This is a genomic window from Xanthomonas sp. SHU 166 (genome assembly GCF_000364685.1).
GTDB classification, from domain to species: Bacteria; Pseudomonadota; Gammaproteobacteria; order Xanthomonadales; family Xanthomonadaceae; genus Xanthomonas_A; species Xanthomonas_A sontii.
Genome location: NZ_AQOJ01000628.1, coordinates 1 through 4,280, shown reverse-complemented (window position 1 = coordinate 4,280; position 4,280 = coordinate 1). Strand labels below are relative to the sequence as shown.

3 protein-coding genes and 1 pseudogene are annotated in these 4,280 nt (G+C 70.5%); 2 read left to right on the top strand and 2 right to left on the bottom strand.

The features are described 5' to 3' along the window. Positions 1-104 precede the first annotated feature (104 nt). Together D180_RS15285 and D180_RS15280 are read right to left on the bottom strand one after the other, a co-directional pair. On the bottom strand, positions 105-281 hold the full coding sequence (locus D180_RS15285; protein ID WP_081616507.1) for a DUF3606 domain-containing protein: 177 nt from the start codon (positions 279-281) through the stop codon (positions 105-107). A 171-nt stretch (positions 282-452) separates the two neighbouring features. Beyond that, positions 453-2,843 carry a TonB-dependent receptor gene (locus tag D180_RS15280; RefSeq protein WP_232760520.1) on the bottom strand — a complete coding sequence of 797 codons (2,391 nt, stop codon included), beginning with the start codon at positions 2,841-2,843 and terminating at the stop codon, positions 453-455. A 617-nt stretch (positions 2,844-3,460) separates the two neighbouring features. Here D180_RS15280 and D180_RS15275 point away from each other — a divergent pair. Together D180_RS15275 and D180_RS15270 are read left to right on the top strand one after the other, a co-directional pair. After that, positions 3,461-3,847: a BlaI/MecI/CopY family transcriptional regulator gene (locus D180_RS15275; RefSeq protein WP_017913478.1), complete on the top strand. Its 387-nt coding sequence runs from the start codon at positions 3,461-3,463 to the stop codon at positions 3,845-3,847. Positions 3,848-3,850: 3 nt separating this feature from the next. Next, positions 3,851-4,280: pseudogene (locus D180_RS15270) on the top strand (hypothetical protein); the annotation flags it as partial.

The following is a 4,280-nucleotide window of genomic DNA, read 5'->3' as shown; positions in this document are numbered from 1 at the left end:
GCTGCCCCGCCGGCACCGGCTTGCCCGGCTCCGGTTCGCGGGTCTTGTCGAAGCGGCGCTTGCGGCGGTAGTCGGCGAGGCTCATGACGCGGGCCCGGCCCGCGTCACGTGCGCAGGTGCGCGCGGACCGCCGCGGCGCTGCTGCCCACGGCCTGCACGGCGGTGCGCAGCTCGTCGGCGGACACACCCAGCGCCTGCGTCCAGTCGCGCACTTCGTCGTCTTCGTGGAGGTTGATGCGGTCGCGATCGGGCGAACCGGTGTTGCGGGTGTCGTCGCTCATGCCGATGTCCTGTCCATAAGCCGCTGCGGTCGTGGGGCGCACGCCGCAGAGCGCGGCGGCGAAGTCCGACGGACGCGGCATGCGTCGGCGGACCGGTGCGGAAACTTCTAGTCGCGCCGGCGTGGCATCGCTGTGAACGCCATGTCTGTCCCATGCATGCGCGCCTCCCGCTCAAAACGCCAGCGAGGTACTGAACAACACCTGCCGCGGTGCGCTGCGCTGCAGCGTCTGGTAGTCGCCGGCGAACGCCGAGCCGGCGATGTTGGCGGTACCGATGTTGTGGCGGTCGAGCAGGTTGCTGACGTCAAGGCGCAGTTCCAGGCCGGGTAGCGGGCTGTCGGGCCCCAGCGTGTACGCGGTGTACGTGTTGACCTGCCAGAACGCCGGCACGCGCAGGTCGTTCTCGTAGGTGAAGGGCTGATGCAGGTACTCGGTGCTGGTGGCGCCGAAGCGCCAGTGGCGCACATGCGCCGACAGGTCGCTGACCAGCGACAGTTGCGGATAGCCCGGCTGCGCCTTGCCCTGGATCGGATAGACGTTGCCGTCGACGACCACGTCGCGGTCGTAGACCGAGCGCGCCAGCGCCACCCCCTGGTAGAACTGCAGGTGCGGGGTGAGGTCGACGGTCACGCCCAGGTCGGCGCCGAAGGTGTGCATCTTCGGCATCACCTGCACGGTGTTGACCTGCGCGAACTGGGTGCCGACCGCGGCCGACAGCAGGCGATGGCGGATGTCGCCGTAGAACACGTCCGCGGTGACGGTGGCGCGGTCGAAGCGATGGGTGCCGCCGAGGGTGAGGTTCCAGTCCTGTTCCGGCTGCAGGTGGCGGGCGAGGCGGTCGAACGTGGCTTGGTCGGGGACGGTCCAGGCCGAGGCGGTATAGCCGATGTTGCCGCGCTGGGCGACGCGGAAGCCGTTCATCGCGCTGCCCAGGTCGATGAAGCCGTCGGTCTGCGCGGTCGGGCTCCAGAACAGCGACAGATGCGGCAGGAACGCGCTCTTCGCGCGCAGCGTGCCGGCCGCCGGCCGGTCCGGCGCATCGCCGACACCGCCGCCGCTGGTGCGGAAATCCACCGCCTTGGCGCCAAGGCCCAGCACCAGCGTGTCGCTCAGCGCGATGTCGTCGTGCAGGTACACCTGGCGCGCGCGGGTGGTCCACTGCGAGACGTTGTCGGTCTTGAACGCCGGGCCGTACACATCCCACGGCCCGGTGGTGCGCAGCGGCCGGCCCTGCCCCAGCAGCGGTTCGGTGTACCAGGACGTCGCCGCGTCGGCGCTGCTGTGCTCCTGCCAGAGGCCGGCGCTGAGCGTGTGCCGGCCATGCACATAGGTCAGGCTGAGCAGACCGCCGGTACGCCGCAGGTGCGGCGCCTGCACCTGCTCGGAGAACGGCGCGCCGTTGGGTGAGGGCGTGGTCGGATCGCTCAGCGTGGCGTGGGTGCGGCTGTGCGCGCTGTAGACCTGCACATGTCCGCTGAGCGCGTCGGAGATGCGTAAATCATGCGCGAGCGAGGCGATGCGGTCGTCGGTGACCTGGCCGGTGTCGTACGGCAACAGCCCGGCCAGCGTGCCGCAGCGGTAGACGCCGCAGGATGCGCCGGCGTTCTGCGGCAAGGCGATGGCATAGGCCTTGGCGTAGTCGGGATAGAGACTGTCGGCGCGCCAGCCCAGCTTGCCGAGCATGTCGAAGGACAGGTTGTTGTAGCCCCACATCGCGGCGTGGCTGCCCGACAGGAACACGGTGAACGTGCCCCAGGCCACGTCCTGCGTCGCCTTCAGGTCGCCGCGCAGGAAGCGCTGGGTGCCGCCGCCCTGGTATTTGTCCGCGCCCAGCCGCTGCAGGTCGACCTGCAGCTTCGGGCCGTTGGCGCCGAGCTGCCCGCTCTGCGCGGAGACCGTGGTGACCCGGGTCGCGTCGCTGCCCACGCCCTGCTTGAGGCGCAGGCCGGGCGTGTCCTTGGGTTCGCCCAGGCGGTACTCCAGCGCGCCGCCGTTGGCGCTGCTGGAGAACACGCTTACCGGTGCCGCGCCGGGGCTGACGGTGATGGTGCCGATGGCGTCCGGCACGCCGACGTTGACCACGCTGGTGCCGGTCAACGACAGGAAGCCGCTGTCGTTCAACGGCACGCCTTCGAAGCTGATGCCCATTTCGTTCATGCGGAACCCGCGCACGAACAGGCTGGTGGCGGAGACGTCCAGGCCCAAGCCATCGGTGGCGGTGTAGCTGGCGCCGGGCACGGTTTTCAGCCGTGCTAGGCCGTTGCTGCCGGCGAGGTCGGCGTCCATGTCGCCGGCATTGATGACATAGCGGTTCGGGCCCACCACCTGGGTGGGCGCCACCGCGGCCGCATGCGGCGAGGCCACCACGTCCAGCGCGGACAGCGTGGTCGGCGTGGTGTCGGCGTTGCTGCTGGCAGCCGCCTCCGCGGCGTGCGCCGTGGAGGCGGCGAGGCAGGCGACCAGCGCCGTAGACAACAACGACGGCGCGCACTTGTGCCTGAGGCGATGCGGTGCAGAGATCGGCAGGGCGGCGGCGCGGAGACGGGAGGAGGTCGCGTGCATGGTCGGATCCGGCGTGGAGTGGGGAAGCGGTGGCGCACGCGCGCACCCAGCGCAGGACCGCCTGTTCGCGGCGGCGTCCGGCTGGCTGTGCGTTTGCGATGGAAGAGCGCCGACGGTGTGGCACGGACCCGGGAAGGTGGCGCGCGGCAGGTGCGGCGGCCCGCTCCGGATCGATGGAGGCGAACGGCGCAGCTGCGGCAGCGCGCTTCCCGCGGTGAATACAGCGGCGTGAAGCGATGCGGGAAATTCTTGCATCGCATGTGCGCTTGCACCATTGCGCATTGGTACAGCGCTGCCTGCTGCGCGTATGTGGTGCGATACCTGGGTATAGGGCGCTGGTGCCGCTGCGCGAACGAGGCTGGATCAGCGCCGACGTCTACGGCGAGTGCATGCACGGTGGCGGGGGCGACCTCATGCTGCTGTACGCGTGCGCGAGACATGGGGCCGAATGCTCAGGACCGATGCGATTCCACCGGCAGGCGCCGGGTGCGACTGGCCTCGCGGAGCGGCGCCATCGCCAGGCTTGCAGACGCCTGCCGCCCATGACCTGCGACCTATTGACGACAGTTGTCGTCACGGGTAGCTTTGCCGACACGTGTAGTCATCGGAGTGGGCGGATGCGCCGCAAATCGATCGGGGACCAGGAACTGGCCCTGCTGCAGTACATCGCCGAACACGGCGATGCCAGTGTCGGCGAGGTCGCCGCCGGGTTCGGCGAGGGGCGCGGGCTGGCGCGCTCGACCGTGCTGACCATGATGGAGCGCCTGCGCGCCAAGGCCTATCTGCGTCGCCGCCAGGTGCAGGGCGTGTACCGCTATGCCGCCACCAGCGGCCAGGACGACGTGGTGCGCAGCGCGGTCGGCAGCTTCGTCGAGAAGACCCTGCAGGGCTCGGTCTCGCCGTTCGTGGCGTGGATGTCGCAGCGCGCCGAGGTCAGCGACACGGAACTGGCAGAACTGGAGGCCCTGGTGGCCAAACTGCAATCGCAACGGCGAGAGGACTGAGCCATGCACAGCCTGGTGGGGACGGACGTGTTCGAGAGCCTGCTGTCGCGCCTGCTGGCGACCAGCGTGCAGACGCTGGTGCTGGTCGCGCTGATCTGGGCGCTGTGCCGCTGGCTGCCGACCCTGCCGGCGGCGACGCGTTGCCGGTTATGGTGGCTGGTCGCCGCGCAGAGCGTGCTGGGCCTGCTGTGGGCTGGCGCGGTGCAGTTGCCGGTATTGCCGGCCGCGCCGACGCAGATGGCGGCGGCACCGGCGGCCGTCGCCACGGTGTCGGCGACGCCGGCAGGCGCTGCGATGCCGCGCGTGTCCGCTGCGATGCCTGCGCAGATCAACGTCAACGCCACCGCTGCCACCGCGGCGATCGCCGCACCCCCGGCCACGACATCCCTGGCGGCCTGGCCGTGGGCGCAGGCGCTGGTGGCGCTGTGGCTGG